General features: G+C 67.9%; 31 protein-coding genes, 1 tRNA gene and 1 pseudogene. 17 read left to right on the top strand and 16 right to left on the bottom strand.

Annotation, left to right across the window (positions count from 1 at the left end; all coding sequences use genetic code 11):
- Positions 1-412, top strand: a pseudogene (locus V7702_RS11785) (penicillin-binding protein 1C); the annotation flags it as partial.
- Here the strand turns inward: V7702_RS11785 and V7702_RS11790 are convergent.
- From V7702_RS11790 to V7702_RS11805, 4 genes are all read right to left on the bottom strand, one after another.
- The gene (locus tag V7702_RS11790) at positions 409-1,023 is read right to left on the bottom strand and encodes a carbonic anhydrase (protein WP_335650305.1); all 615 of its coding nucleotides are present in this window, start codon (positions 1,021-1,023) and stop codon (positions 409-411) included. The pseudogene V7702_RS11785 and the gene V7702_RS11790 sit on opposite strands and share 4 nt — an antisense overlap.
- Before the next feature lie 35 nt (positions 1,024-1,058).
- The gene (maiA, locus tag V7702_RS11795; protein ID WP_335650306.1) at positions 1,059-1,703 is read right to left on the bottom strand and encodes a maleylacetoacetate isomerase; all 645 of its coding nucleotides are present in this window, start codon (positions 1,701-1,703) and stop codon (positions 1,059-1,061) included.
- Positions 1,704-1,705: 2 nt separating this feature from the next.
- On the bottom strand, positions 1,706-2,386 hold the full coding sequence (locus tag V7702_RS11800) for a fumarylacetoacetate hydrolase family protein (protein ID WP_335650307.1): 681 nt from the start codon (positions 2,384-2,386) through the stop codon (positions 1,706-1,708).
- Between the two features lie 91 nt (positions 2,387-2,477).
- On the bottom strand, positions 2,478-3,074 hold the full coding sequence (locus V7702_RS11805; protein WP_335650308.1) for a DUF4142 domain-containing protein: 597 nt from the start codon (positions 3,072-3,074) through the stop codon (positions 2,478-2,480).
- 104 nt (positions 3,075-3,178) lie between these two features.
- Between V7702_RS11805 and V7702_RS11810 the strand changes: the two genes are divergently transcribed.
- On the top strand, positions 3,179-4,399 hold the full coding sequence (locus tag V7702_RS11810) for a CaiB/BaiF CoA transferase family protein (protein WP_335650309.1): 1,221 nt from the start codon (positions 3,179-3,181) through the stop codon (positions 4,397-4,399).
- Here the strand turns inward: V7702_RS11810 and V7702_RS11815 are convergent.
- A complete protein-coding gene (locus tag V7702_RS11815; RefSeq protein WP_335650310.1) occupies positions 4,396-5,820 on the bottom strand; it encodes an HWE histidine kinase domain-containing protein in 1,425 nt (474 codons plus the stop codon). The two genes, V7702_RS11810 and V7702_RS11815, sit on opposite strands and share 4 nt — an antisense overlap.
- Before the next feature lie 166 nt (positions 5,821-5,986).
- On the opposite strand from V7702_RS11815, the gene V7702_RS11820 reads away from it, so the two are divergent.
- From V7702_RS11820 to V7702_RS11835, 4 genes are all read left to right on the top strand, one after another.
- Complete coding sequence (locus tag V7702_RS11820; RefSeq protein ID WP_300577099.1) at positions 5,987-6,304, top strand: glycine zipper domain-containing protein; 318 nt, start codon at positions 5,987-5,989, stop codon at positions 6,302-6,304.
- A complete protein-coding gene (locus tag V7702_RS11825) occupies positions 6,301-6,696 on the top strand; it encodes a hypothetical protein (protein WP_335650311.1) in 396 nt (131 codons plus the stop codon). The genes V7702_RS11820 and V7702_RS11825 overlap by 4 nt, the downstream gene beginning before the upstream one ends.
- Positions 6,697-6,799: 103 nt before the next feature.
- Positions 6,800-7,438 carry a superoxide dismutase gene (locus tag V7702_RS11830; protein WP_335650312.1) on the top strand — a complete coding sequence of 213 codons (639 nt, stop codon included), beginning with the start codon at positions 6,800-6,802 and terminating at the stop codon, positions 7,436-7,438.
- Positions 7,439-7,545: 107 nt separating this feature from the next.
- On the top strand, positions 7,546-7,716 hold the full coding sequence (locus V7702_RS11835) for a DUF1328 domain-containing protein (protein ID WP_305285611.1): 171 nt from the start codon (positions 7,546-7,548) through the stop codon (positions 7,714-7,716).
- Here V7702_RS11835 and V7702_RS11840 read toward each other — a convergent pair.
- Genes V7702_RS11840 through V7702_RS11850 form a run of 3 tightly spaced genes read right to left on the bottom strand, consistent with a single transcriptional unit; the run spans position 7,713 to position 9,856 of the window.
- On the bottom strand, positions 7,713-8,495 hold the full coding sequence (locus V7702_RS11840; protein ID WP_335650313.1) for a metallophosphoesterase family protein: 783 nt from the start codon (positions 8,493-8,495) through the stop codon (positions 7,713-7,715). The genes V7702_RS11835 and V7702_RS11840 overlap by 4 nt on opposite strands.
- Positions 8,492-9,385 (bottom strand): diacylglycerol/lipid kinase family protein, encoded by an 894-nt coding sequence (locus tag V7702_RS11845; RefSeq protein WP_335650314.1) that lies wholly within the window; start codon positions 9,383-9,385, stop codon positions 8,492-8,494. Before V7702_RS11845 ends, V7702_RS11840 begins: the two co-directional genes overlap by 4 nt.
- Before the next feature lie 36 nt (positions 9,386-9,421).
- The gene (locus tag V7702_RS11850; RefSeq protein ID WP_335650315.1) at positions 9,422-9,856 is read right to left on the bottom strand and encodes a hypothetical protein; all 435 of its coding nucleotides are present in this window, start codon (positions 9,854-9,856) and stop codon (positions 9,422-9,424) included.
- Positions 9,857-10,016: 160 nt separating this feature from the next.
- On the opposite strand from V7702_RS11850, the gene V7702_RS11855 reads away from it, so the two are divergent.
- The 4 genes from V7702_RS11855 (at position 10,017) to V7702_RS11870 (ending at position 11,718) form a co-directional block, all read left to right on the top strand.
- A complete protein-coding gene (locus tag V7702_RS11855; protein ID WP_300573910.1) occupies positions 10,017-10,361 on the top strand; it encodes a YMGG-like glycine zipper-containing protein in 345 nt (114 codons plus the stop codon).
- Between the two features lie 108 nt (positions 10,362-10,469).
- On the top strand, positions 10,470-10,922 hold the full coding sequence (locus V7702_RS11860) for an OmpA family protein (RefSeq protein WP_335650316.1): 453 nt from the start codon (positions 10,470-10,472) through the stop codon (positions 10,920-10,922).
- A 324-nt stretch (positions 10,923-11,246) separates the two neighbouring features.
- Positions 11,247-11,447: a hypothetical protein gene (locus V7702_RS11865; protein ID WP_335650317.1), complete on the top strand. Its 201-nt coding sequence runs from the start codon at positions 11,247-11,249 to the stop codon at positions 11,445-11,447.
- Positions 11,448-11,463: 16 nt separating this feature from the next.
- Complete coding sequence (locus V7702_RS11870; RefSeq protein ID WP_335650318.1) at positions 11,464-11,718, top strand: hypothetical protein; 255 nt, start codon at positions 11,464-11,466, stop codon at positions 11,716-11,718.
- Between the two features lie 182 nt (positions 11,719-11,900).
- On the opposite strand, the gene V7702_RS11875 is transcribed toward V7702_RS11870, so the two are convergent.
- Both V7702_RS11875 and phyR read right to left on the bottom strand, forming a co-directional pair.
- Entirely contained in the window at positions 11,901-12,074 is a 174-nt protein-coding gene (locus V7702_RS11875) for a DUF1328 domain-containing protein (RefSeq protein WP_305285604.1), read from the bottom strand.
- 125 nt (positions 12,075-12,199) lie between these two features.
- Positions 12,200-13,000 carry an anti-anti sigma factor/receiver protein PhyR gene (gene phyR, locus V7702_RS11880; RefSeq protein WP_335650319.1) on the bottom strand — a complete coding sequence of 267 codons (801 nt, stop codon included), beginning with the start codon at positions 12,998-13,000 and terminating at the stop codon, positions 12,200-12,202.
- Between the two features lie 241 nt (positions 13,001-13,241).
- Between phyR and nepR the strand changes: the two genes are divergently transcribed.
- From nepR to V7702_RS11900, 4 genes are read left to right on the top strand one after another with little or no spacing between them, the layout of a single operon-like run.
- Positions 13,242-13,436 (top strand): anti-sigma T factor NepR, encoded by a 195-nt coding sequence (nepR, locus tag V7702_RS11885; protein WP_335650331.1) that lies wholly within the window; start codon positions 13,242-13,244, stop codon positions 13,434-13,436.
- Positions 13,436-14,029, top strand: coding sequence for a sigma-70 family RNA polymerase sigma factor (locus V7702_RS11890; RefSeq protein WP_335650320.1), 594 nt, complete (start codon positions 13,436-13,438; stop codon positions 14,027-14,029). The genes nepR and V7702_RS11890 overlap by 1 nt, the downstream gene beginning before the upstream one ends.
- A gap of 19 nt (positions 14,030-14,048) precedes the next feature.
- On the top strand, positions 14,049-15,761 hold the full coding sequence (gene phyK, locus V7702_RS11895; protein ID WP_335650321.1) for a sensor histidine kinase PhyK: 1,713 nt from the start codon (positions 14,049-14,051) through the stop codon (positions 15,759-15,761).
- Positions 15,762-15,808: 47 nt separating this feature from the next.
- Positions 15,809-15,946, top strand: coding sequence for an entericidin A/B family lipoprotein (locus tag V7702_RS11900; protein ID WP_335650322.1), 138 nt, complete (start codon positions 15,809-15,811; stop codon positions 15,944-15,946).
- Positions 15,947-16,040: 94 nt separating this feature from the next.
- Here the strand turns inward: V7702_RS11900 and V7702_RS11905 are convergent, their stop codons facing one another.
- From V7702_RS11905 to V7702_RS11920, 4 genes are all read right to left on the bottom strand, one after another.
- The gene (locus V7702_RS11905; RefSeq protein ID WP_335650323.1) at positions 16,041-16,865 is read right to left on the bottom strand and encodes a CheR family methyltransferase; all 825 of its coding nucleotides are present in this window, start codon (positions 16,863-16,865) and stop codon (positions 16,041-16,043) included.
- Positions 16,862-17,227 (bottom strand): response regulator, encoded by a 366-nt coding sequence (locus V7702_RS11910; protein WP_335650324.1) that lies wholly within the window; start codon positions 17,225-17,227, stop codon positions 16,862-16,864. The genes V7702_RS11905 and V7702_RS11910 overlap by 4 nt, the downstream gene beginning before the upstream one ends.
- 106 nt (positions 17,228-17,333) lie before the next feature.
- Entirely contained in the window at positions 17,334-18,020 is a 687-nt protein-coding gene (gene chpT, locus V7702_RS11915; RefSeq protein ID WP_335650325.1) for a histidine phosphotransferase ChpT, read from the bottom strand.
- A 53-nt stretch (positions 18,021-18,073) separates the two neighbouring features.
- Positions 18,074-18,310: a hypothetical protein gene (locus tag V7702_RS11920; protein WP_335650326.1), complete on the bottom strand. Its 237-nt coding sequence runs from the start codon at positions 18,308-18,310 to the stop codon at positions 18,074-18,076.
- Between the two features lie 335 nt (positions 18,311-18,645).
- Between V7702_RS11920 and V7702_RS11925 the strand changes: the two genes are divergently transcribed.
- From V7702_RS11925 to V7702_RS11935, 3 genes are read left to right on the top strand one after another with little or no spacing between them, the layout of a single operon-like run.
- Entirely contained in the window at positions 18,646-19,836 is a 1,191-nt protein-coding gene (locus tag V7702_RS11925) for an acyl-CoA dehydrogenase (protein WP_335650327.1), read from the top strand.
- A 60-nt stretch (positions 19,837-19,896) separates the two neighbouring features.
- On the top strand, positions 19,897-20,487 hold the full coding sequence (locus V7702_RS11930) for an exopolysaccharide biosynthesis protein (RefSeq protein WP_335650328.1): 591 nt from the start codon (positions 19,897-19,899) through the stop codon (positions 20,485-20,487).
- Positions 20,488-20,529: 42 nt separating this feature from the next.
- Complete coding sequence (locus tag V7702_RS11935) at positions 20,530-21,885, top strand: mechanosensitive ion channel domain-containing protein (protein WP_335650329.1); 1,356 nt, start codon at positions 20,530-20,532, stop codon at positions 21,883-21,885.
- 40 nt (positions 21,886-21,925) lie between these two features.
- Here the strand turns inward: V7702_RS11935 and V7702_RS11940 are convergent, their stop codons facing one another.
- Entirely contained in the window at positions 21,926-22,726 is an 801-nt protein-coding gene (locus V7702_RS11940; protein WP_335650330.1) for a class I SAM-dependent methyltransferase, read from the bottom strand.
- Between the two features lie 507 nt (positions 22,727-23,233).
- Positions 23,234-23,310, bottom strand: a tRNA-Met gene (locus tag V7702_RS11945).
- Positions 23,311-23,429 lie beyond the last annotated feature (119 nt).

The raw sequence follows: 23,429 nt of genomic DNA on the forward strand, positions 1-23,429 counted from the left end.
GGCCGACGGCGGCGCTCGGGCCGGTCTGACCGGCCGCAACGCCGCCCTGCCCCTGCTGTTCGAGGTCGCCGACCTGCTGCAGAGCGCTCCGGCCGCCCCGCCGCCGCTCGCGCCGCGCAATGCGCCCACAGCCCTGGACGACCAGACGCGAACCACCGAAGGCCCGCGCCTGATCTTCCCCCCGGATGGGGCGGTGGTGCAGGTGGACGGTTTTGGGGCCGGCTCCCGCGGCCTGGCGCTGGCGGCCAGCGGCGAGGACCTCGACTGGTATGTGGCCGGCCGGCCGCTCAGCCGCGATCCCTTGAGCGGCCAGGTGCTCTGGCGGCCGGAGGGGCCGGGCTTCTACGACCTCAATGTGGTCGACGGCCAAGGCCGCGCCGCCCGCGCCCAAGTGCGAATCCGCGGCGGCTAATAGAGGCGGGCCAGGTCCTCAGGCCCGCTGCAAGTGACGTTCATGTCGTTCACCAGGCCGTCGGACAGCGAATAGACCCAGCCGTGGATGCTGACCGGCTGGTCCCGCAGCCAGGCCTCGCGGATGAAGACGTCGGAGGCGACATTGCGCACCTGGCGGATGACGTTCAGTTCGCACAGCCTGTCGTGGCGGGCGTGCTCGTCCTCCATGGCCTCAAGCTCGGCCCGGTTGGCGGTATAGACTTCGCGGATCGGATGCAGCCAGTGGTCCACCAGCCCCCGCCGCTGTCCGTCGATGGCCGCCACCACGCCGCCGCAGCCATAGTGGCCGACCACCATGATGTGCTTCACCTTCAGAACATCCACGGCGAACTGCAGCACCGACAGATAATTGGCGTCCTGGGGCGGGGCGAGATTGGCCACATTGCGGTGGACGAACAGCTCGCCCGGATCGAGGCCGACGATCTCATTGGCCGGAACCCGGCTGTCGGCGCAGCCGATCCACAGATATTCCGGGCTCTGCTGGCCCACGAGGCGTTTGAAAAAGCCGGGATCGACGGCGAGCTTGCCCTGCGCCCAGGCCCGGTTCTTGTCCTTCAGGTGGTCGAGCATCGTGGAAACCTCCCCATCTGCAGCATTGTCTCGGCTCAGCCGGCCGCGGGCGCGTCGGGCTGCCGATCAGGGTGAGCCGCGGCGAAGGCGGGATGCGCCCTCGCCCGTTCGGCCGCAGCCCTTATCGCCGGATAGGGCGAAAGGTCCACCCCGTAGCGGTCGGCGGAATAGGCCTGGGGAACCAGGCAGCAGTCGGCCAGGCCCGGCTCGGTCCCATAGGCGAAGCCCTGGCCGTGACGGGCGACCATCGGCTCCAGGGCGTCGAAGCCCTCGGTCATCCAGCGCGCCACCCAGGCCTGCCGGTCGGCGTCGCTGACCCCCAGGGCGCTGAGCTGCTGCTGGATGCGCAGATTGTTCAAAGGATGAATATCGCAGGCGATGATTCCGGCCATGGCCCGGACCACCTGCCGCCCCGCCGGATCGGCCGGCAGCAGGGGCGGTTCAGGGTGGGTCTCGTCCAGCCATTCCATCAGCGACAGGCTCTGGGTCATGGCCGCCTCGCCGTCGACCAGCATGGGCGTCAGGCCCTGGGGATTGCGCTCTAGATAGTCGGCCGCCCGCTGCTCGCCCCTGGGCAGGCTGACAGGGATGTAGTCATAGGCCAGCCCCTTCAGCGCGAGCGCGATGCGGACCCGATAGGGCGCGGTGGCCCGCCAGTAGCTGTAGAGGGTCAAAGCCATGGTCAGCGCACCCGGAAGCTGAGTTCGCCGACCCCTTCGACCGCTCCGGCCACCTGATCGCCGCGGGCGAGGGGACCTACGCCTTCGGGAGTGCCGGTGAAGATCAGGTCGCCGGGCGCCAGCGCCCACAGCTTCGAGGCCTGGGCGATGATTTCGGCCACATTCCAGATCATGTCGGAGACCAGGGCGTCCTGGCGGGACTGGCCATTCACCGTCGCGGCGATGCGGCCCTGGGGCGCAGGACCGCTCCAGCGGCGGATGGCCGAGATGGGGGCGGACTGGTCAAAGCCCTTGGAGGCGTCCCAGGGATGGCCCTTGTCCTTGGCTGCGGCCTGCAGGTCCCGGCGGGTCAGGTCGAAGCCCACGCCGTAGCCGAAGACCAGGTCAAGGGCCCGATCCACCGGCACGTCGGCGCCGCCGGCGCTCAGGGCCACAACCAGCTCGATCTCGTGATGCAGGTCGGCCGTCGCCGACGGATAGGCCACGTCGACGTCCGGAAGCACCAGGGCGTCGGCCGGCTTGGCGAAGAAGAAGGGCGGGTCGCGGTCGTCCCCGCCCATCTCCCGGCGGTGGGCGGCATAGTTGCGGCCCACGCAGAGAATTCGACGAACCGGGAACAGGGCGTCCTCACCCAGGACGGGCACGGCGGGGACGGGCGGCGGGGCCAGGACATATGCGCTCATGACCAAGGCCGTACTCCGACCACCGGGCAAAGAAAAGGCTCCCGCGGGGGCGGGAGCCTGATCTTGATAGGACGCCTAAAACCCTGTGGTCTTAGTTGGCGGCGTCGAGGCGTTCCTTCAGGGCCGTCGCCTGGTCGAGGTGCTGCTGGATCGCCGGAGCGGTGGCCGCGGCGAAGGCCTGCAGACCCGGCGTGTCGCCGTCGCCGGCGTAACGCTGCATCAGGTTCAGGGCCTTCTGATGGGTCTCGACCTGCAACTCCATATATTCCTTGTCGAAGTCGGCGGCCTCGGCTTCACGCAGGTCGTTCAGTTCGTCGGTCACCTCTTCATCAGCCGTGGCCGGGGGGGTGATCGGCTGGCCCGTGGCTTCCACGGCCGTCTTCAGATCCTGGGTGGTCTTGGTGTGGGCGTCGACCATCATCTGGGCGAAGGCCTTGACCTCGGCGTCCTGCGCGCGCTCAAGGGCCATCTGCGACGACTGGATCTCCAGCATGTCGCTCTGGGCCGCCAGACGGACGAAATCAGGCGCCGAAGCCTCGTCGGCCATGGTCGGGACGGTGGCGGTCGGGTTGGCGTCGGGGGTCACGCTTTCGGCCGGGGCCGTCGCGGACTGGTCAGCCGGCTGACCGCAGGCGGCGAGCGAGAGGGCGGCGATCGCGGCGCCCGCGATAAGCAGGTGGCGGGTCATGTGAACTCCTGAGACGTTGACAAATTCTGGCGTCGCACCTGTCGATGCGTCGGGTCTAAAACTCACGCGCTCGTGATCTGTTCCAAGAAAGTGGGGAGAGCCCAATGGCTGACACAACCGCGCCCACCGCCTCGCCAGGCGCCTTGGCGGGCCTGCGGGTCATCGAAATGGGCTCTCTGATCGCCGGCCCCTTCTGCGGCCAGATCCTGGGCGACTTCGGCGCCGAGGTGATCAAGCTGGAGGATCCCCGCACCGGCGATCCCATGCGTCAGTGGGGCCGCAGCCTGCCCAAGGGCCAGTCGCCCTGGTGGCCCGTCATCGGCCGCAACAAGAAGTCCGTCGGCCTCGACCTGCGCCAGTCTGAAGGTCAGGCCTTGGCGCGCAGGCTGATCGATGGGGCCGACATCGTCATCGAGAACTTCCGCCCCGGCGCCATGGAGAAATGGGGCCTGTCCTACGAAGCGCTGTCGGCCTCCAACCCCGGACTGATCATGGCCCGGGTGTCCGGCTACGGCCAGACTGGCCCCCTGTCGCACCAGGCAGGCTACGGGCTGATCGGCGAGGCCATGGGCGGCCTGCGCCACATCACCGGCGAGCCTGACCGGCCGCCGGCCCGGGCGGGCATCTCCATCGGCGACAGTCTGGCGGCCATGCATGCGGCCATGGGGGTGATGATGGCCCTCCATTCCCGGCACGCCACCGGCCGGGGCCAGGTGGTGGACGCCGCCCTCTATGAGAGCGTGCTGGCGGTGATGGAAAACCTGATCACCGAATATGACCTGACCGGCTATGCGCGGGAGCGCTCAGGCTCGGTGCTGCCGGGGATCGCGCCATCCAACGTCTATCCTTGCGCGGGCGGCGAGATGATCCTGATCGGCGGCAATGGCGACACGGTCTTCGCCCGCCTCTGCGAGGTGATGGGCCAGCCGGAGCTTGCGGCCGACCCGCGGTTCGCCACCCACGCCGCCCGCGGCGAACGGCAGGGGGAGCTGGACGAACGGATCAGCGCCTGGACGGCGACCTACAATCTCGATGACCTCCTGGCGCGCCTGGAGGAGAAGGGCGTGCCCTGCGGGCGCATCTATCGGGCGCCGGACATGCTGAGCGACCCGCACTTCGCCGCGCGGGAGGCCATCGTCACCCTGGACCACCCCGTGTTCGGCCAGGTGAAGATGCAGAACGTCTTCCCCAAGCTCTCGGCCACGCCCGGCCAGGTGCGCTGGCCGGGGCCGCCCCTGGGCGCCCATACCGACGAGGTGCTTCAGACCCTTGCCGGAGCGTCCCCCCAGGACTTGAGCGATCTCCGGACGCGCGGCGTGATCTAAGCCCCGCCGCCGGCCCGCAGCAGGTCGGCCACCGCAGCTGTGACCTGGGTCACGTCATAGGGCTTGCGGATCACCGGAGCGCCGAAGCCGCTGGGCGCTCCGCCAGCGTCGCCATAGCCGGTGGCGAAGACGAACGGCACGCCGCGTTCGGCCAGGATGTCGGCGACCGGGCTCACTGAGAGGCCGTTGAGATTGGCGTCCAGGACGGCGGCGTCGATCCTCTGGGCCAGAAGCGCCAGGGCCTCTTCCAGTTCATAGGCCGGCCCGACGACGGTGGCGCCGGCCTCCGACAGGCCGGTCTCCAGCTCCATGGCCAGGAGTGCGGCGTCCTCGACGATCAGCACCCGGGCGCCGGCGAGATCCACGGGGCCCGACGGCCCAGAGGCGGTTTCGGCGCTGCGGCGGGTCGGGGCCTCAGGCACGGTCTCGGGGCGCCCGACCAGGGCGGCGGGCCCCGCCTCAAATCTGGCCTGGGCGCCGGTGGGGGGGAATTCCAGCGAGGTGGTCCCGTTCAGCTCGCGCCCGGTGACCTGACTGAGCAGTGTGGTTCCGAACCCTGTCCGCAACGGCGGCGAGGCTACCGGCCCCCCGGACTCGGTCCAGTCGAGGATAAAGCCGCCGTTCGGCGTCGCCCTCCAGGACACCAGGACCTGACCGGTCTCCACCGATAGCGCGCCATACTTCAGGGCGTTGGTGGCCAACTCATGGAAGGCCAGGGACAGGGCGTTGGCCGCCCGCGGCGTGAGGAACAGGTCTGGCCCCTCCCAGCGCGTCTGGCCCGGCGCCAGGCCCCCGAGCTCGGCCGCCGCCAGATGATCGATGGCCGCGCCACGCCACCGGGCCGCCGTCAGCAGTTCATTGGCCGAACCCATGGACTTGAGGCGGCCGGAAAAGGCCTGCAGGAAGCCCTCCATCGACGAGGTCCGCCGGGCGGTCTGGACCGCCAGGGCCTGGACGGTGGCCAGGACATTCTTCACCCGGTGATCAATTTCGGCCATCAAGGCCTGACGCTGGCCTTCTTCGACCTTGCGGGCCGTGATGTCCTCGACAATGCCGATGACGCCCTGGATCTCCTGCCTGTCGTCGCGGATTCTCTGGCCGACCACCCGCAGCCAGATCTGAGGGCGCCCTGGGCGAGGGGCGGCCCGGCACTCGATCTCGTAGCGATCCTGGGCCTCGAACCCGGCGCGAATCTGGCGCAGCGCTTCGTCGAAGTCGTCGGGATGGATGCGCGGCCACAGCGCCTTGCCGCCTTCAGCCGGCAAATAGCCGGGCTCGCCCCCGGTGATGGCGGCCATGCGCTCGCTGACCATGTAGAAATCACCGGGCACGTCGTACTGGAATTCCCCAAGGCCTGCCGCCTGGAGAGCCAGTTCGAGGTGCTCGATATCCAGGCGAGCGCGCCTTGCGTCTGCGACCATAAAATGACCCTAGCGCCGGGACTGTGCCGACGCGACAGGAACTGTGGAGGTATTGCGAAGTTTTACGCGAGCTAGCCTGGAACCGGGAACCGCCGTGGCCTATGTCACGTTCAGGCAGAGCCCTGTGCGAGGCGTGCGGGGGACCTCAAACCTGTGGAGAACCTTCATGACGAATGCTGCCGACCGAGCCACGAGCGAAGCCAAGGCGGCCGCCAGCTCCGCGGCCAACTCCGCCCAAGTGCTTGCTGACGACGCTCAGCGCACCTTCCGCGACGCCGCCAAGCACTTCGAACGTGCGGTGCAGGAAGGTGTTGAACAGATTCGCGCCCAGTCCCGCGCCTATGCCGACACCGCGGGCGAACAGATGGAAGAAGCCCAGCGCTACGTGGTCGAACACGTGCGGGAACGTCCCCTGGCTGCCACAGGCGTCGCTGTCGGCGTGGGCGTGGTCATTGGGCTGCTGCTCGCTGGCGGTCGCCGTTGATCGAAAAGGCGCTCACCGCCGTTATCGGCCTCGCCGCGATCTGGGCGCTCACCATGCTGTGCGTGAGCGCCGCGGGTTTTGCGCTGTTCGTCCTGCTGGCGGGCCCTCTGGGGCCGGCCGGAGCTGCTGGCGTGTTGGCGTTGGTGGCGGGTCTGCTGCTGGTCGCGGCCGTCTTCGCCGTGCGGGGCAAGGGTCCGACCCTGCCCGTGCTGCAGGAAGACGAAAGCCTGACGGCCAGGGCCTTTGATCTGGCGCGTCAGCATCCCATGGCCGCCGGCGCCGCGGGCCTTCTGGCCGTGGTCACCGCCGGGACCCTTGCGGTGAAAAACCCCAAGGTGATCGCTGCGGCGCTCAGCGCTTTTCTGGCTGGCCGCTCGGCTGGTCGGCACTAGCCTTGCGCGTCCCGGCGACGGGATCGCAACCGAAGCTCCTCAGACGCGTCCCTTAAAGGGGGCGCGTCGCTTTACGTGACCAAAACTCGACCCAAGGACCGCCATGTTCAAGCTCCCAGACCTGCCCTACGCCTATGACGCCCTGGCCCCGGTCATCTCCGCCGAAACCATGGGCTATCACCACGACAAGCATCACGCCAAATACGTGGACACCCTCAACGACCTGCTGAAGGCGGCCGGTGAAAGCCCGGCCAGCCTGGAAGAGGTGGTCAAGGCCGCGGCCGGGGATCCGGCCAAGAAGAAGCTCTTCAACAATGCGGCCCAGACCTACAACCACACCTTCTTCTGGACCTGCATGATCGGCGAGAAGCAGTCGCCCCAGGGTGATCTCGCCGCGGCCATCGATCGCGACTTCGGCGGCCTGGACAAGCTGAAGGAAGCCTTCGTCACCGAGTCGGTGAACCACTTCGCTTCAGGCTGGGGCTGGCTGGCGGCCGAGGGCGACAAGCTCAAGGTGCTGTCCACCCATGACGCCGACGACCTCCTGACCCACCAGGGACTGACGCCGCTTCTGACCTGCGACGTCTGGGAGCACGCCTATTATCTGGATCACCAGAACGACCGAAAGGCCTTCGTCGAAGCCTGGTTCGACAACCTGCCGCACTGGACCTTCGCCGCCGCCCAGTATGACGCCGCCCGCGGCAAGGGCCAGGCCTGGCGCCACCCTGTTCCGACGGCCTGATCGCCGGGCTGGGAACAGCTTACAGTCAAGCACGTTGAAATCCCGCGGCCATCCAGGTCGCGGGATTTTCTTTGGCGGCGTCGCCTGCCGATAAGAGGAACGAGAAAATGCTGAGCTGGGCTCTGGTCTTCCTGGTGGTCGCCTTGATCGCCGGCGTGCTTGGATTCACGTCGATCGCCGGCGCCGCCGTCGGCATCGCGAAGATTCTGTTCTTTGTCTTCCTGGTGCTGTTCGCGGTCTCGGCCATCATGCACATGGTGCGGGGCAGACGGGTCTAGCCGCGCCGATTCAACGACCAGGTCCGGTACGCCTCGAACTGCGAGCCGGACCAGGTCAGGGCCTTGACGCGAATGGCGTCCTCGTCGGCCTCGATCATATTGAAGCTGGCCGGGACGCCCCGCTCGCGCACCGACAGGGTGCCGCAGCCGATGGCGTAGGTGTGCCCGTCGGCGAAGGCGTAGGGGAGGGCGAAGGGGGCGTGCACATGACCCGACAGAACCAGGTCCACCCTGGCTTCGCTGAACGCCCTTGCGGCGTCCACCCCGCCCCAGACCTTGGCCGTCATCGGCCCGCCGATCATCTCCGTCAGAGGATGGTGCACCGCGACGATCCTGAGATGGCCGGGGGAGGCGCTGTCCAGGAAACTGACGGCCTCACGCACCTGGCTACGGGCGATCTGGCCCTTGGACCAGTTCATCCGCCACTGAGCGCCGCGGGCCGTATTGATCCCGGCCACGGCCACGTGCGCGTCCAGGTGCGCCTGGCTCCAGGCTGGCCCGATGATCCGCTCGAACCGCGAGAACGGCGCGAAGATCCGTTCGATCCAGGCCAGATAGGGGGCGTCGTGATTGCCCGGCGTGACCAGCCACGGCCGGGGAAGGCTCTCCATCCAGGCCTTGGCCGCTTCGAGTTCGGCGACCTCGGCGAAGCGGGTGATGTCGCCGGTAATCAGGATGAGATCCGGCGGATCGGCCTGGAGCATCTCGGTGGCGGCGTCGACGGCGGGCCGGTTCTCATCGCCAAAGTGGACGTCGGAAAGCTGCGCGATACGGATCATGCGGCGTCCGGGTTCAACACGCTGGCCGCCACGTCCTTCTCTGCGCCGGCCGGCTCGTCCGGAGGCGCCAGGACACGGGCCACATGCGATACGAAGGCGACCTCGGCCAGGGGACCAAGTTGAACGCTTTCGCCATCCAGGAGCGCCGGGATGCCCCGGGCGGCCCAGACCCGGGCCTTCAGACACAATCCCAGATCAACAGCCGGATCGTCACGCCAGTCACCGACCGCCGCATGAAGGCCCAGACGGAAGGCCTCCATCGCCCCATGCAGATCCAGGCCCGCAGCCTCCAGGGCCTGCTCGTCATCGGCCAGGCTGCGGCTGGCGGTGGGGCACATGAAGATCACCGCCTCGCCTTTTTCCCGCTGTCCCTCGCCGATGACGTAGCGAAGCCGTCCGGAAAAGGCGCGGGACCAGGCGGTCTGCGCCCGCTGAAAGGCCAGCCGCGCCTTGCCTTCGCGCATGGCTTCCCGGGCCGGGGCCCAAAGGGCGGGCGCGCCGAGGATGGCGGCCACCAGGAACAGCTTCCCGTCCACCGAACCTCCCGCCAGGGGGCGCTCCACGCCGTTGTCGAGAATATCCACCAGGGCTTCCTGCCAGGGACGTGCGCCATAGATGGCGTGGGGCAGCATGTTCATGGTGCCGCCGGCCAGGGGCGCAAACAGTGGGCCTTTCGGCCCACACAGTTCGGCGGCGCTGCGGGCGGTTCCGTCTCCGGCGACCACCGCCAGGAGGTCAGGCCCGGCTTCCAGGGCGCTACGCAGGCAGGCCTCCACGTCCCCGGACGAGGAGGCGCACACCCGGGCGCGCACATTGTAGCGCGACAGAATCTCCTCCGCCTGGGCCGGCGCGTCTTCGGAGACGCTGCCCGAGGCGAGGTTGAGGACCATTTCGATTTTTTGAACGCCCTGGATCACCGGCGGGGCCTAAAGGTCTTGGCCAGACGGCGCGGCGTCCGAGGCCGTCCCGTCCGGCGCCGTGGCTGCGGGGGATGAGGCCTCGGTATTGGCCTGGAGATCGCGGCCTGCGCCGCTGATGGCCGCGCCAGCTTCGCTGGCGGCCGCGCGCAAGGTCGGTTCGGCGCGATCTGCGGCGACGGCCAGCTTCTGGTCGACGACCTCTCCCCCCTCGCCAAACGAGCCGTGCCAGGCGGCCACACCCAGGATGGCGGCGCCCGCCAGGGCGACCAGGCCAATCATCAGGTTGCGGATCGGGTGACTGCGCCGAGCCCGCTCCTCCCGCCGGCCCTCCACCAGGCCTCGCTCATAGGCGCGCTCCAGGTCCCGCGGATCGACCGCCACGGGATCCATGGCCTCGGCCGGAATGCCGTCGCGGTCACGTCGTCCAAATCGCGGCCACATTCTGGGCGCTCCATGTTTCATCTGCGGTCAAGCTAACGGCGCGCGCCGACGCCGGTTCCCCCTTTCGGCCGCGGCAATGATCGAGCTGGTCCCGATGGTCGGGAACCTGACCAAGAGGACCGGCGTTTGAAGTTTGGCACAAGCTCAAGGAGAGCCTGAAATGATGAAGTCGCTTATCGCTGTGGCGGGCGCGGGCCTGCTGGCCGCAGCCTGCACCTCGACCGGAACCGTGGAACGCAACGCCGCTGGCGGCGCAGCCCTGGGGGCCCTCGCCGGCGCCGTAATCGGCAACAATGTCGGATCGGGCGACGCCGCCACTGGCGCAGCGATCGGCGCTGTCGCCGGCGGCGCGGCCGGCGCCTACAAGGGCTGCCGTGAAGACGGCGGCTGCGGCGCCAACGTGCCCAATCGCCGCCAGTATTATGATGAACGCGCTGGGCGTTACTATTTCTACGACTCCGCCAGCCAGCGCTACTATTGGGAAGACGGTCAGCCCCGCTACTGATCAGAGCAGCAATTGGTGATCCAAGAGAGCGGCCAGGAGTCCTGGCCGCTCTTTTTCGTTTATGACTTTGGACAATGCGCCGCAGGCGCGCCTTAGGGGATATTCGAGATGATGGATCGGCGAGGATGGGGCCTCCGGCTTGTGGCCCTGGGAGCGCTGCTGGCGCTCGGAGGTTGCCAGACCTGGCTGAACCGGCCCCTGGTCGAGGACACAAGCTGCGCCGATGTGAGCGCCGAAATCTACTTCCAACCCGACTCCGCTGACCTCGGCCCCGACGCTCAACAGCTGATCCAGGCCGCCGCCGATCAGGCCCAGGGCTGCGCTGTCACGCGGGTGGACGTGCTTGGCCTGGCCGACGCGCCCGGCTCGTCAAGCGCCAACCTCACCTTGTCCCAGGCCCGCGCCAAGGCCGTCACGGCCGCCCTGGCCGCCGCACGCCTTCCCGCCGCCCAGTTTCATGTTCAGGCCGCAGGCGACGCAGGCGCGGTCACGGAGGGCGGGCTTGCCCAGCCCATGCGCCGCCGGGTCGATATCGTCCTGCGCCTCGCCGTCCCCGGCTGAGCGCCGCGCCAAAAGGAACGGCGGATCTCATGAGATCCGCCGAGTTGGCATAATCGAGAAAGGGGGGGTGCGGAGGCGGCAGGCTGATCTTGGGAGACCAGCCTCAAGTCGGGGGGGGCGTCGCCGCCTCCGCAGCATATGAACTCGCCGCCTCCATCTCCGTTCCCGCCGCCACGCATTATTTTCAAATTTTAGCGCCCAGACTGACGGTGGTTTCGGGTGGTTGAAACAAGCGTCGCCATTCACGGAACGCCCAAGCAACCCCTGCGTTGGTTTGGCAAGGCGGAGCATCGGCTTCGCACCGCGCTGCAAAAGGGGCAGATCATGATCAGAAGCCACGAGGTTCCAGGTCAGGCGACCATCTCCTCGCACCGGGATCGCACGGCCCACAGCAGGCTGGCGGCCTTGGCCTCTATCGTGGCCATGGCCAGCGCCATGGCTCTTCTGAGCAGCATGGCCGCCGAGGCTGACGCGCCCCGCGGTTCAGTCCCTGCCGCCGCCCCTGCCGGCCTCATCAACTTCTAAGAAAAGGAGAGCGCTCATGGCTGACTCCCCCCCTGAGTCTGAAACCAAGATGCCCGCCACGCCGGCTCGCCAGGGCGCCTTGGGTAAACCCGTGTTGCTGGTTCTCGTCATATCGACCGCCTTGGCCGGCGTCGCGCTGATCAGCGCGTGGCTCTTCCGGGCCGATGATCTGGCCGAGGTTGAGCCGCACGCCGGGCGCCAGGCCACCGATGCGGCCGTCTTCGAGCAGGACGCGCCCGCGCCGGTTCAGAACCCGCCGCCGGCAAACTGATCTGGACCCCGTCCATGAGAAAGGGCCGCTGATCTCCAGCGGCCCTTTTTGGGTGAGGCGTCCGACGCCTGCGCCTGGGGCGCGCTCCAATAGGCGGGAACCGGTTGTCGGCCGAGGGCGCTGGAGACTTGAAGTTTAGAGTCCCATTCAACGATCAGCGATTCCGTACGACCGCATCAGGCCTAGACCACCGACTGGCCGCGGATCGCCCGGACGACAAAGCTCGCCACCAACAGGACCAGAAACAGCACGAACAAAATCTTGGCGATGGTGGCCGCCAAGCCAGCCAGTCCCATGAAGCCGAGATAACCGGCCGCGAGGGCCAGAACTGCGAATACGATCGCCCAACCGAGCATGGCGTGATCCTTCGAGGTGATTGACCGGCGGGTCTGCGCCCATCCAGAATTCAAACGCCCTCGAAGCGCCACCGTTCCCTCCGCCCGGCGAACCAGGCGGAGGCGGGGGAACTCTCGCGACAGCCTTAGGCGGCGGCCTTAGCCTTCCGACGAGGATGGAAGAACAGCGCCTGACCGATCGCCGCCTTCACCGTTTCCGGCTGGAAAGGCTTGGTGATCAGGAAGGTGGGCTCCGGGCGCTCGCCGGTGAGGAGGCGCTCCGGGAAGGCGGTGATGAAGATCACCGGCACATCAAGCTCGGCCAGGATGTCCTTGACCGCATCGATGCCCGACGAACCGTCCGCCAACTGGATGTCGGCGAGCACGAGCCCTGGCCGGCTACGGCCGACGGCGTCCACGGCCTCGGTGCGGGTGGCGGCGATATCCACCACCGTGTGGCCCAGCTCCTTGACCAGGGCCTCGATGTCGGCGGCGATGACCGGCTCGTCCTCGATGATAAGCACCTCGGTGGCCAGTTCGGCGTCGATCTCAGCCTGGGCTTCGGCGATCAGGCCTTCGACCTCTTCAAAACGCGCGCCCAGGATCTGCGCCGTCTCACTCGGCGTGAACCCCTCAAGAGCGGTCAGCAGGAAGGCCTGCCGAGACCGCGGCGCAATCCGCATGAGGCGGGAATTGGCGTCTTCACCCGCGGCGTCCTCACTGCTGCGCGCCTCAAGCTGCGCGCCGGTGGAGCACCAGATGGCGTGGAACACGTGATACAGGGCCACCCGCGGCGTGAGGTTGGCCTCAAGGACCTTTTCGCCGGCCGCCAGCGCCTCGAGTGCGACGCGGACATAGTGGTCGCCGGTGGTTTGATCGCCGGTGAGGGCGCGCGCATAACGCCGAACATAGGGCAGATGCGGCGCCAATCGGGCTACAAGACTCAATGACCCCTCCCGTAGAGACAAGAACAGACACGCGGCTGCGTCCTGTGCGACCGCGTTTCATCCATCATCCGCACAAAACGCGGCCGGAGGGAACCGGTTCCGCCCATCGGGCGTTTTCTATATCCACGCAACCAGTTCCCGCACATGGAACCGGTTGGGAACTCGACGGGGGGGTCGATCGTTGAGCGATCAGAATGACAGTATGAAAGGGCGTCCGCCGCAAGAGCAGGACGCCGGGGATATGATCGAACAGCAATCGCAACACCCGGGCTCGGGGTCCGAAGCCAACGCCGCCGCCCTTGATGAGGCCCGTTTGCGCCAGCAGGCGATTGGCGTGCGCCTTCGTCAAATGTTCGACGAAGTGGTCAATGAGCCGGTGCCGGATGATTTCCTCGATATCCTGCGTCGCGCCGACAAGTCGGCGGAGCAGGACTGATGATCGACCGCAGTCCGCGAGACCCAGCCCTTGATGAAGCCTTCAAGGCGGAGCTGGTCACCCTCATCCCGCACCTGCGCGCCTTCGCCCGCACCCTCTGTGGCGACGCCACGGCTGCCGATGATCTGGCCCAGGACGCGATGATGAAGGCCTGGGACGCCAGGTCCAGCTTCCAGATGGGCACAAACATGAAGGCCTGGACCTTCATGATCCTGCGCAACCAGTTCTATTCCGAGAAGCGCCGGTCCTGGCGCCAGAGCCAGCTGGATCAGGAAGCCGCCGAGCGGACCCTGGTCGCGGTGGATGACCCCGAGGCGCCCGTCGCCCTGGACGAACTTCGCCTCAGCCTGGGCATGCTGCCGCCGGAGCAGAGGGAAGCCCTGATCCTCGTGGGCGCGGGCGGCTTCGCCTATGAAGAGGCGGCCGAGATCTGCGGCGTGGCCGTCGGCACGGTGAAGAGCCGGGTGAGCCGGGCGCGCAAGGCCCTGCAGTCGATTCTCGAAGACGGCGCCTATGACCGCGACGGCGGCGCAGCGGGCGACGCCATGCGGTCTATCCTGGCCGACGCCGAGCGACTCAGCACCGTCCGCTGAGCGCCCAGGGGGCGGCGCCGTGAACACTGATCCATGGGCTTCGCTCAGCACCATTCGGGTTCGCCTGATCGCAGCCATGGCCGCGGCCCTGCTTCCCGTGCTGATGCTGGGCGCCGTCCAGACCGCCGTCGCCTTCAATCGTGAGGCTGAGATCCTGCGCGAGAGCCTGGGCTCCGCGGCCCAGCGCAGCGCGGCCGACGCCCGGGCGCGCATGGAATCGGCCGACATCCTGCTTGAGACCCTGGCGCCGGGCTCGGTCGGATTCGCCTGCGCCGGGCGGCTGGCCGAGGTGACCGCCCGTATCCCGGGCTATGACAACCTAATCCGCTTCGACCGCAATGGCCGGGTGGCCTGTGCGGCCGGGACAGTGCCCAACGATCCAGGCCGCAGCGCGCGGCCGTGGTTCGAACAGTTGCGCACCGCCGACGACATGATCATCACGCGAGACCCGGGGGTGAGCTATTCCGACCAGCCGGCGCTGGTGGCCGCGGTGCCGGCCCGCACGGCAAGCGGGACGTTCGACGGGGCTCTGGCGGCCGTCATCGCGCTTTCCAGCCTCCAGCCGGACGGCGCCGCCTCGGCCCTGCCCGAGGGCGCCGAGGTCGCACTGGTGGACAATGCCGGGCGTTATCTCAGCATGACCGACGCCGCCGCCTTCGCTCCGCCGCCGGACGACTGGCTGAGGCGCACCCAGGCGGGCGGGTCCTATGTCTGGTACGCCCAGGCTGGCGGCGAGCGACGGGTCCACATCGCCGCGCCCCTGGTGGGCGAGAGCCTCTATGTCATGCTGTCGGCCAAGTCGCCGGGCCTGTTCTCATGGGCGCGACTGAATCCGCTGACCGGGCTGGTCCTGCCGCTCATGACCTTCGCCGTGGTGCTGGTCACGGCCTATATCGCCGTCGATCGGGTAGTGGTGAGGTGGCTGATCTATCTGCAGCGGATCGCCGCCCTCTATGCCCGGGGCCGGCTGACGGTGCGGCCTGCACGGGCCGAGGACATGCCCGCCGAAATTCGTGACCTTGCCGAGACCCTGGAGGACATGGCCGACGCCATTGTCGGCCGCGACGCTTCCCTGCGGGAGTCCCTGGCCCAGAAGGACGCCTTGCTCCGCGAGATCCACCACCGGGTGAAGAACAACCTGCAGGTCATTTCCAGCCTGCTCAGCATGCAGCAGCGGGCCCTGTCGGACCCCGGCGCCCGGGCGGCCATGTCCGATACGCGCCAGCGGATTTCCGCCCTGGCCCTGGTCTATCGCGCCCTCTACCAGGGTCCCGACCTCAAACGGGTCGATCTTCGCCCCTTCCTGGAAGAACTCACCGCCCAGCTGGTGGCCGGAGAGTCGATGCGCGGCCCCCCCGTCCGCACCGAACTTCATGCCGACGCCCTGATGATCGATCCCGATCGCCTGGCGCCCCTGGCCCTGTTCGCCGTCGAGGCGATCACCAACGCCCAGAAGCACGCCTTCGCCGAGCGTGGCGGGCTGCTCAGCGTCGATTTCCGGGCGGCCAACGGCCAGGCCGTGCTGGAAATCGCCGACGATGGAGTGGCGACAGACCAGGCCCTGGCCGGGACGGGGGTCGGTCGCACCCTGATGACCGCCTTCGCCCGCCAGTTGCGGGGCCATGCGGAGGTGCTGAGGAACGCCGCCGGGGGCGTCACCGTGCGGCTCGTCTTCCCGACCCCGCCAACCGAGGCCTTCGAAGCGCCGGAGCGGAACCAAGCGGTGGCTTGAACGTTGGATCACGGACGCAGACAAGCCTCACAATGGAGCCTCCCCAAATGCGCAAGATTCTCCTTCTCGCCGCCCTGACCGCCAGCCTTGGCATGACCGCCTGCAACACCATTTCCGGCGCGGGCCAGGACGTGGGCGCTGCTGGCGACGCCGTGACCCGGACCGCCGAAGACGCGAAGAACTAAGAAGGCCACTGCGCGCGAGGCTCCGCCTCTGCGCGAGGTCCAGACCAAGAGCCCCGCCCGGCGATCGCCGCGGCGGGGTTTCTTTTGGCGGGGATCAGGCTGCGGCCCGAGCGTTTGCAGAGGCCTGAAACACGCCCGCGTGCGCGCCGGCCGTCAGACCCTGGGCGTCGAGAGCCTGGGCCTCGTTGGCGCCGACGATCAGATAGCCGCCCGGATTCAGCGCCGCCGCCAGGTTCTCGATCACCCGCTGCTGGGCCGGCTCCGTCATCGCCTCCAGCACGTGGCGACAGAAGATCACGTCAAAGCCCCGAACCCGCGACAGATCGCCGATCAGGTTCAGCCGGCGCCATCGGATGGTCTGGCGGATGCGCGGCGAGATGGCCCAGGCGTCATCGATCTTGTCGAAGTGCCGCACCAGGCTTCGGATCGGCAGGCCTCGCTGCACCTCGAACTGCGTGTAGAGACCACTCTGGGCCTTCTCCAGGGCGCGCTCTGACAGGTCGGAGCCGAAGATCTCAAATTGGGCTCCAGGATGTTCGCCCGACATCTCGTCTACAAGCATGGCGAGGGAGTGCACCTCCTGGCCCGTGGCGCAGGCTGCGCTCCAGATGCGGATCGGCTGGTCCGCGCGCTGGCGGGCCAAGTCCGGAGCCAGCTCATCGCGGAACAGGTCGAAGGGCGTCTGGTCCCGGAAGAAGCTGGAGTCCCCAGCCGCCATGGCTTCCACAATGGCCCAGATCAGCCGGTCTTCCCGGCGCGTCCGCAGGCCAGACATCAGGTCGGCGATGCTTTCGAAGCCTTCGCGGCGCGCCACCGGCCCCAGGCGGGTCTCGAACAGATAGTCTTTCGCCGGGTCCGCCAGTTGCCCCGAACGGGCGGCGCAGAGCTGGGCGACGAGGTCGCGGTCCTCCGGTTTCATACCAGACCGGCCTGGGCGAACTTGGCCGCCACGATCTCGCTGTCAAAGGGCTTCATGATGTATTCGTCAGCGCCGCTCTCCAGGGCTTCGCGAATGGCGGCCAGTTCGTTTTCAACCGTGCAGAACACGACCTTGGGCGCCGCGCCGCCGGGCTCCATCCGCAGGCCGCGCAGGAATTCCAGTCCATTCATGACCGGCATGTTCCAGTCGAGCAGCACCACGTCGGGCATGGCGGAGCGGCACCAGGCCAAAGCCTCGGCGCCATCGGCGGCCTCGGCGATGTCGAAGCCGAGGTCCTCCAGGATCCTGCGCGCGACCTTCCGGATCACCCGACTGTCATCGACGATGAGGCAAGTCCTCAACGGAACACTCCCAACTTGAGGGCCAAGTTGTTGCGCCCTGCTGGTTAAGGAGCCGTTTGGTTTTGCAAGTTCGCGCCGCCCGAGCGCCCGATTTGGGGGCCGCCGGTCAACCGGCCGGCAGGGTCGCTGCAAAGGTGACCTTTTCCTCGTCGGCCTCGGCGAACACCCGGCCGGAGGCCTCCGTCACGAAGAGGTGGACATAGTAGGCCTGCACCCAGTGTCCATGCATCAGGCCGTCGGGCAGCTTCTCTCCGGCCAGGCCGGCGGCGATGTCCGGGCGCAGCCGCGCCTTGGGGCCGACCGCCTCCACGGCGATCACTGTGGCTCCGCCGTCGTGAACCGCCTGCAGGCGGGCCTTGCCGCCCAGCGGCAGCGCCGCCCCAGCCAGTTGGGCCAGGTTCAAGGCCGTGCGGGCGGCGGCCTTGTCGAGGGACGGAGCCTCGACGGCCCATTCAAGATCGGCGCGCTGATGTCGAAAAATCCCTTGGGCCAGGGCTTCCAGGTCACGAGGATCGAAGGTCTCGGCTGAAGCCGAGGCGCCGAACGCCACACGGGTGAAGGCCAGCATCTCGGCCAGCTTCCGGCCCGACGCCGCGATCAGGCCCATGGCGTCTTCACGCATGTCCTGGGCGTCGGGATCTTCCAGCAGATCGAGGCCGGACACGATGGCGCTGACGGGGCTGATGAAGTCGTGGCACATCCGGGCCGCCAGATAGGCGGCGATCTGGGCCGCGCCCGGCGAAGCCCCGCTGGCGCCAGGTTCAGAAGCGGTAGGAAGTGAGACGTCTGTCATCGCCTGATCAGACTGGCGTGATTTGGCGCCCGCTGAACAGGAAAAGCGGCGGCTCAAATAGCCTTTTCGAACGCCCAGGGCTCAGAGGGGGGCGCAAGTCGGGCTGGCGTCGCATAGGCGGCGCCCTGGACGTCCAGATCGAAACTGGCCTGTTCGGCGCGGCCCCGCGGGCCAAGCTGGACCGCGAGATAGCCCGTGAATCCAGCAAAGAAGGCGAAGACCGCCACCCAAAGGACGATCCGCAGCGAGGCTTGCGGCATTCTGACGGGGAGGGCGTGGGCGCGTTCCATGCAGTCTCTAACCCGGACAAAGGCCCAGGGTTGCGGCGAGCGCCCATTTTTCGCCTCACACTTTTTGCGAATTATTCTCATTGCGCTTCAGCGCCGCATCTATTAAGAATTATTCGCAAATCTAGAGCCCGCACGCCCCCTGGGCGTCGTATCGTCCCCTTGGCGTTTCCTCCCCGCCAGGCCTCGCCCCGCCCGGCTCCCCGCCTGGGCGGGGCTCTTTTAAGCCCAGCCCCCGATGGCGCGCCCGGCGGGGCGCAAAGGCGGCTGTAAAACCGACGAAATTGGGTTCATAACCCGGCTTGAGAATTGAGGCGTAGCAGATCAAGGAGGCCGCCATGGCTCTGGATTCCGGTGAGACCCCGAAGACCTTCCGCTGGGATGACCCGCTGGATCTCGTATCGCGGCTTTCGGAAGACGAACGCATGGTCTGGGAGGCGGCCCGGGCCTATGCGCGGGACAAGCTGCTGCCGCGGGTGGTCTCGGCCTATGCCGAGGAGCGGTTCGACCGCGAGATCATGAGCGAGATGGGCGCCCTGGGCTTCCTGGGTCCCACCATCTCCGAGGAATATGGCGGCGCCGGCGTGAACCATGTGGCCTATGGCCTGATCGCCCGCGAAATCGAGGCGGTGGATTCCGGCTATCGATCGGCCATGAGCGTGCAGTCCTCACTGGTCATGTATCCGATCTACGCCTTTGGCTCCGAAGCCCAGAAGCAGAAGTACCTGCCCGGCATGGCCCGGGGCGAGATCATCGGCTGCTTTGGCCTGACCGAGGCCGACGGCGGCTCCGATCCGGCCTCCATGCGCACGGTGGCCAAGAAGGTGGACGGCGGCTTCGTCCTGAACGGCGCCAAGATGTGGATCACCAACAGCCCGATCAGCGACGTGGCCCTGGTCTGGGCCAAGCTCGACGGCGTGATCCGCGGTTTCCTCGTGGACCGCGGCTCCGAGGGCCTGACCACGCCCAAGATCAACAACAAGCTGTCCCTGCGCGCATCGGTCACCGGCGAGATCGCGCTCTCCGACGTCTTCGTGCCCGAGGACCACATGCTGCCCGGCGTCACCGGCCTGCGCGGCCCCTTCTCCTGCCTGAACAAGGCGCGCTACGGCATCGCCTGGGGCGCCATGGGGGCGGCGGAATTCTGCCTGCACGCCAGCCGGGACTATGTGTCGAGCCGTCAGGTGTTCGGAAAGCCGCTGGCCGCCCGTCAGCTGGTCCAGAAGAAGCTGGCGGACATGCAGACCGAGATCGCGCTGGGCTATGAAGGCGCCCTGGCGCTGGGCCGCCTGATCGACCAGGGGGCCTGGGTCCCCGAAGCCATCAGCCTGATGAAGCGCAACAACTGCGGCAAGGCGCTGGCCATTGCGCGCGAGGCCCGCGACATCCACGGCGGCAACGGCATCAGCGGCGAGTACCACGTGATGCGGCACGCGGCGAACCTCGAGACCGTCAACACCTATGAGGGCGCCCACGATGTCCACGCCCTGATCCTGGGCCGCGCCATCACCGGCGAGAACGCTTTCTAGGCGCTTGCGCGGCGCCAATGGCGGCCCGGGGCGTTCATTGGCCACGCCCCGGGAGCCGCCATGTCCGACAGTCCTCGCACCCTCGATGATGTCATTCTCTGTGTCTGCGACACCGCCGCGGCTTCGGAGGGGAAGGTCAGCCTGCAGGAGGTGCGCGACGCCATCGGCGGGCGCGCCTATGGCCCCTTGCTGTTCATGGCCGGCCTGATCACCATGACCCCGGTCAGCGCCGTGCCCGGCGTGCCCACCTTGTTGGCGTTCACCGTCGTGCTGATCGCCGGCCAGATGCTGGTGGGCTGCGAGACCGTTTGGCTGCCGCGCTGGCTGCTCCGGCTCAAGGTCAAGGGCGCCAGCCTCGAAAAGGGCGCCCGTAGCGCGCGGCGGCCAGCCCAGTTCCTCGATCGCCTGATCCGACCGCGCATTGCAGGCATGACCGAGGGCGTGGGCCGCAAGGGCGTCGCCCTGGTCTGTATCCTGGTCGGGGTTCTAACCCCGCCCCTCGAGCTTATCCCGTTTTCCACTGCCATCCCGGCGGCGACCATCACGGTCTTCGGGCTGGGCCTGACGGCGCGGGACGGGGTCGTCGTTCTGGCGGCCCTGAGCGTGGGCCTGACGGCCATAGGCCTGGTGGCCTGGGCGATGCTGGCCTAGCCGCTCGTGACTTCTCCCCCCAATCGGCGCCAGGGTCTGGCCATGCTTCGACACCTCCTCGCCGCGCTCCTGTTCAGCCTCATGGCCTTCCCGGCCGTGGCCCAGACGGCGGGCGCGCCGGCCGCCGAGCCTGCGCCGGCCATAGCAAGCCGCACATCAGGCTCCGAAGACAGCGACATCGTCGCCAGGATCAGCGCCATCTTCGCCGAGATCCCCGGGCTACAGGCCGTTGAGGTCCGCGCCAGCGCCGGGGTGGTCACCCTGCGGGGGTCTGTCGCCACGCCCAGCGAGGCCGAGCAGGCCGAAGCCATCGCCAGCCGGGTGGCCGGCGTCGTCACCGTGCAGAACGCCCTCGAGCGCGACCTGGATGTGCGCTCCAATGTGGCGCCGGCCTTTGCGCGGTTTCAGCAGGAGACCCGCGGCCTCATCCAGGGCCTGCCCCTGCTGGGGGTGGCGCTCGGCGTCGCCGCCTTGATCGGGCTGATCGGCCACGGGCTGGCCGGGATCGGTCGGCTCTGGGCCTGGCTGACCCCCAACGCCTTCATGGCCGAACTGGTCGCCAGCAGCGCGCGGGTGGTTTTCGTCGTCCTGGGCGTAGTGATCGGCCTGGAAATCCTCGGCGCGACCGCCCTGCTCGGCGCGGTTCTCGGCGGCGCCGGCGTGATCGGCATCGCCCTGGGCTTCGCCGTCCGCGACACGGTGGACAACTATGTCTCCAGCCTGATGCTCAGCCTGCGCCAGCCCTTCCGGGCCAACGACCATGTAGTGATCAATGGCGAGGAGGGCCGCGTCATCCGCCTGACATCCCGGGCCACGGTGCTGATGACCCTGGACGGCAACCACCTGCGCATCCCCAATGCGATGGTCTTCAAGGCCGTCATTCTGAACTACACGCGAAATCCCGAGCGGCGGTTCGAATTCGACCTGGGGATTGGCGCCGAGGAGGACGGATTGGAGGCGATCGGGCTCGGGCTCGGCGCCCTGAACGCCCTCCCCTTCGTCCTGGCCGAGCCCGAGGCCAGCGCCGTGATCGTCGATGTGGGCGACTCCAACATCGTCCTGCGCTTCTACGGCTGGGTCGACCAGCGCCAGACCGATTTCCTCAAGGGGCGCAGCCGGAGCATTCACGCGGTCAAGGCCGCCTTCGAGGCCGGCGGCTTCAGCCTGCCTGAGCCGATATACCGGCTGCGCTACGACACACCAGCGCCCGGCGCTCCGGCAGCCCCCGCCATCCCGAAACCTGCTTCCGTCCAGCCGCAGCCAAGGGCGCGTGACGATCACGCCACCCCTGAGGCCCTCGACACAGCGCCGGCCCCGGCGGTCGAGCGCCTGGTGCAGGAGGAGCGTTCTGACAAGAAGAGCGGCGACCTCCTCGACGACCGGCGGCCGATCGAGTGATCTGATGCGATCAGACAATGCGGTCTGATCGCATCAGCCCCTAAGAACGCTTCTGCAGGACCGCCAGAGCCTGCACCGGTTGGTCGCGGCGGCCGGGCACGACCTCCAGGACCGTAAAGTGCTCTTCGGCGAGGGCGACGAAGGTCGAGCGGCGTATCCAGGCGGACAGATAGTTTGAGCCTTCCAAGGCGTCGTTGAAGATGACGAGCGGCTCCGACTGAAGCGAGAGCCGGACCGATTCCGGACCCCATGCGGCGGCATAGTCCTCGTCGTGGAACGTCAGCATCGCAAGTCCCCCCGGCTGCAGCACTCTCGCGATTTCCGCGAGCCAGGATCGGATGGCGGGCTCCCGGAGATGCGTGAAAACGGAATAGGCGTAGACGAGATTTCTGTCCCCAGACGGGCATGTGGTCGGGGGTTGAAGGCCGTTGCGCAGGTAGCGGCCGGGCAGGTTGGCGGCGCACCAGCGCACGAGCTGCCGATTGATGTCCGTGCCGAGGAAGTCGCCGCCTGCTTTGAGGACGTCCGGAGCGATCCACCGGGCGATGCGGCCACAACCGCAACCAAGGTCCCAGACGCGCGCACCGCCTAATGTGACGCCATGACTTGAGGCCACTGAGATGAACCAGGCCGCATCCTGCTGTCCCTTCTCGGAATACCATCGTTGCGAACCTGTGCCGGCCACAGCCCCGATCAGGGCGGCGGGCGGCATCGGCAAGCCGTCCTGATAGGGGTCGCTGGACAGTTCCGCGTGGCGCCGCTCCTGGCGGCGGTGAAGCGGGCCGATCAGGCCGCTGACTTCAAGTCCCCGGTGAAGGAGGCGGCGTAGCGGGTCTCGCATGAAGAGTACTCCTGGCCCTCGTGACAGCCACAAGAGCCATAACGGACTGGGTCTGGCCTAGGCTAGGTCCTGGCGCGGACCGGCGCTCCGCGGCTAGTCTGCGTCATGCAGCGGATCGCCGTCATCGGCATAAGCGGCTCTGGGACGACCACCTTCGCGCTGGCCCTCGCGCGCGCGACCGGCTTGCCGCTGCACCACGTCGACCAACTCTTCTGGACGGGACGGTGGCGGCCGGTTCCAGAGCACGAGTATCTGGAGTCTCATTCGGCATGGGTGAGCCGAACTCCCCGCCGAAGCCCTTGAGAGACTGGATTTCCGGTTTCTCTGGGTGGTTCTTAGCGCCGCCGAGCGACCCGCCATCGCGGCGGTGTTGCGGCGGTCGCCCGACGCCGTGGTGCGGCGGCTGGCCAGCGCGCGAGATCGGGCCGCCCTACTGCGCCAACTTGTGCACGAGCAGGCGCAGAAACGCCCGCCGGGGGATTAATCCTGGCGGGCGTTATGGATGTTTGGGTGCGGGGACAGGATTTGAACCTGTGACCTTCAGGTTATGAGCCTGACGAGCTACCGGGCTGCTCCACCCCGCGGCAGATGGGATTGGCGCGTAGGGGTGCGCCGGTGTGTGATGGCAAGGGGTGATCTGATGAGTTGCATCCGTTTGGTAGACCTGGCGGCGACCTACTCTCCCGCGCCTTAAGACGAAGTA

The organism is Phenylobacterium sp. (genome assembly GCF_036963605.1).
GTDB lineage: Bacteria > Pseudomonadota > Alphaproteobacteria > Caulobacterales > Caulobacteraceae > Phenylobacterium.

Excerpts from the sequence above, each read along its gene's own strand:
- V7702_RS11790 (WP_335650305.1), bottom strand. The coding sequence starts at position 1,023 with ATGCTCGACCACCTGAAGGACAAGAACCGGGCCTGGGCGCAGGGCAAG.
- maiA (WP_335650306.1), bottom strand. The coding sequence starts at position 1,703 with ATGGCTTTGACCCTCTACAGCTACTGGCGGGCCACCGCGCCCTATCGG.
- V7702_RS11800 (WP_335650307.1), bottom strand. The coding sequence starts at position 2,386 with ATGAGCGCATATGTCCTGGCCCCGCCGCCCGTCCCCGCCGTGCCCGTC.
- V7702_RS11805 (WP_335650308.1), bottom strand. The coding sequence starts at position 3,074 with ATGACCCGCCACCTGCTTATCGCGGGCGCCGCGATCGCCGCCCTCTCG.
- V7702_RS11810 (WP_335650309.1), top strand. The coding sequence starts at position 3,179 with ATGGCTGACACAACCGCGCCCACCGCCTCGCCAGGCGCCTTGGCGGGC.
- V7702_RS11815 (WP_335650310.1), bottom strand. The coding sequence starts at position 5,820 with ATGGTCGCAGACGCAAGGCGCGCTCGCCTGGATATCGAGCACCTCGAA.
- V7702_RS11820 (WP_300577099.1), top strand. The coding sequence starts at position 5,987 with ATGACGAATGCTGCCGACCGAGCCACGAGCGAAGCCAAGGCGGCCGCC.
- V7702_RS11830 (WP_335650312.1), top strand. The coding sequence starts at position 6,800 with ATGTTCAAGCTCCCAGACCTGCCCTACGCCTATGACGCCCTGGCCCCG.
- V7702_RS11835 (WP_305285611.1), top strand. The coding sequence starts at position 7,546 with ATGCTGAGCTGGGCTCTGGTCTTCCTGGTGGTCGCCTTGATCGCCGGC.
- V7702_RS11840 (WP_335650313.1), bottom strand. The coding sequence starts at position 8,495 with ATGATCCGTATCGCGCAGCTTTCCGACGTCCACTTTGGCGATGAGAAC.
- V7702_RS11845 (WP_335650314.1), bottom strand. The coding sequence starts at position 9,385 with ATGGTCCTCAACCTCGCCTCGGGCAGCGTCTCCGAAGACGCGCCGGCC.
- V7702_RS11850 (WP_335650315.1), bottom strand. The coding sequence starts at position 9,856 with ATGTGGCCGCGATTTGGACGACGTGACCGCGACGGCATTCCGGCCGAG.
- V7702_RS11855 (WP_300573910.1), top strand. The coding sequence starts at position 10,017 with ATGATGAAGTCGCTTATCGCTGTGGCGGGCGCGGGCCTGCTGGCCGCA.
- V7702_RS11860 (WP_335650316.1), top strand. The coding sequence starts at position 10,470 with ATGATGGATCGGCGAGGATGGGGCCTCCGGCTTGTGGCCCTGGGAGCG.
- V7702_RS11865 (WP_335650317.1), top strand. The coding sequence starts at position 11,247 with ATGATCAGAAGCCACGAGGTTCCAGGTCAGGCGACCATCTCCTCGCAC.
- V7702_RS11870 (WP_335650318.1), top strand. The coding sequence starts at position 11,464 with ATGGCTGACTCCCCCCCTGAGTCTGAAACCAAGATGCCCGCCACGCCG.
- V7702_RS11875 (WP_305285604.1), bottom strand. The coding sequence starts at position 12,074 with ATGCTCGGTTGGGCGATCGTATTCGCAGTTCTGGCCCTCGCGGCCGGT.
- nepR (WP_335650331.1), top strand. The coding sequence starts at position 13,242 with ATGATCGAACAGCAATCGCAACACCCGGGCTCGGGGTCCGAAGCCAAC.
- V7702_RS11890 (WP_335650320.1), top strand. The coding sequence starts at position 13,436 with ATGATCGACCGCAGTCCGCGAGACCCAGCCCTTGATGAAGCCTTCAAG.
- V7702_RS11900 (WP_335650322.1), top strand. The coding sequence starts at position 15,809 with ATGCGCAAGATTCTCCTTCTCGCCGCCCTGACCGCCAGCCTTGGCATG.
- V7702_RS11905 (WP_335650323.1), bottom strand. The coding sequence starts at position 16,865 with ATGAAACCGGAGGACCGCGACCTCGTCGCCCAGCTCTGCGCCGCCCGT.
- chpT (WP_335650325.1), bottom strand. The coding sequence starts at position 18,020 with ATGACAGACGTCTCACTTCCTACCGCTTCTGAACCTGGCGCCAGCGGG.
- V7702_RS11920 (WP_335650326.1), bottom strand. The coding sequence starts at position 18,310 with ATGGAACGCGCCCACGCCCTCCCCGTCAGAATGCCGCAAGCCTCGCTG.
- V7702_RS11925 (WP_335650327.1), top strand. The coding sequence starts at position 18,646 with ATGGCTCTGGATTCCGGTGAGACCCCGAAGACCTTCCGCTGGGATGAC.
- V7702_RS11930 (WP_335650328.1), top strand. The coding sequence starts at position 19,897 with ATGTCCGACAGTCCTCGCACCCTCGATGATGTCATTCTCTGTGTCTGC.
- V7702_RS11935 (WP_335650329.1), top strand. The coding sequence starts at position 20,530 with ATGCTTCGACACCTCCTCGCCGCGCTCCTGTTCAGCCTCATGGCCTTC.
- V7702_RS11940 (WP_335650330.1), bottom strand. The coding sequence starts at position 22,726 with ATGCGAGACCCGCTACGCCGCCTCCTTCACCGGGGACTTGAAGTCAGC.